The sequence below is a fragment of the Roseovarius amoyensis genome (genome assembly GCF_003260265.1).
Lineage (GTDB): Bacteria > Pseudomonadota > Alphaproteobacteria > Rhodobacterales > Rhodobacteraceae > Roseovarius > Roseovarius amoyensis.
In genome coordinates, this window is record NZ_QITQ01000082.1 from 1 (window position 1) to 1,056 (window position 1,056).

Annotated in this window: 1 protein-coding gene and 1 pseudogene; both read right to left on the reverse strand. The window is 59.7% G+C overall.

What is annotated here, in order from left to right; genetic code table 11:
- The coding region (locus tag DL899_RS19785) for a PKD domain-containing protein (protein ID WP_204355382.1) at positions 1–595 on the reverse strand (595 nt) is incomplete at its 3' end.
- A gap of 358 nt (positions 596–953) precedes the next feature.
- Positions 954–1,056, reverse strand: a pseudogene (locus DL899_RS19250) (IS5/IS1182 family transposase); the annotation flags it as partial.

Genomic DNA, 1,056 nt, shown 5'->3' on the forward strand with positions numbered 1-1,056 from the left:
TGCCGGTGGTGGCCCCGGTCAGGCTGACGCCGGTGCCGCTGGTCTCGGTCCAGGCATAGGTCAGGGTCTGGCCCGCGTCGTTTGCATCCGAGCCGGAGCCGTCCAGCGTGACGGAGGCGGCGGAGGCAACGGCTTGATCGAGGCCTGCATCTGCGGTGGGTGCGGTGTTGCCGGGGGCGGATGGCCCGACCGAAGTGCCGGATACCGTTGCGCTGATGGGTGACCCGCCGTAGGTGCCCGAAATGCTACAACCGGATGGGCAAGAGACGCTGGATGAAAAAAAACCATCGGTGAGGGGTATACCTGCGAATACGACGGTCCCGAAAGGTGAGCCACTCGGCGGGCCGGCTGAAAAGTAGCCCACACGGTATGTCTGGGCGCCGGAGTTGTACTCGATCCCGATCACGTCCGAAGTAGGCCCGGGCTCATCGTTGGTGCATTGACCAAGTGACAGGTCCAACCAGACAACGCCGCCTGCTGGTAGGTTAGTGAGATCAGGACAATTGTTGTATTGCGCCTGGGCAGGGACCGCCGCCGCGAACCACAGCATCAAGCCCAAAAGCGCCGGGAGGCAGGACCGCGTCAGTCTGGGCATCAGAGCAGCGCGTTGACAGGGCTGCCCACTGCGGGATGCAAGACCAGGAATTACCGCACTAAAATATGCGAATGAAAATTTCATGACTATCAGACCCATTCCAAACAGCTTCGGGCAAGCGAGCTTTTTTAACTTGCGCAAGAAAACATCGTAGATCGCTGGCCCTACGGTCACCAATTCTACAACTTGGAGTAGTTAGCCGGAGCTTCCCTTCAAACGCAACATTCCTGAACGGATCATGGCAACTTTCTCCTAGCTGTGCCATCAACCCCTCCGCCATCACAAACAAGCGGGGCATGCGCTCGGCGCTGTTGCATAAATCATGCGTCGCCGTGAGTTGCCCCTTTCCCGTGTGGTGTCATGCGACGGCTTTGATCTCGGCTGTGCCGAGGGCGTTGTAGCGGTTCATGATTGCGATGCGGATCTGGATTTCGGCGGTCTGGCGGTCGGGGTCTCGTGAC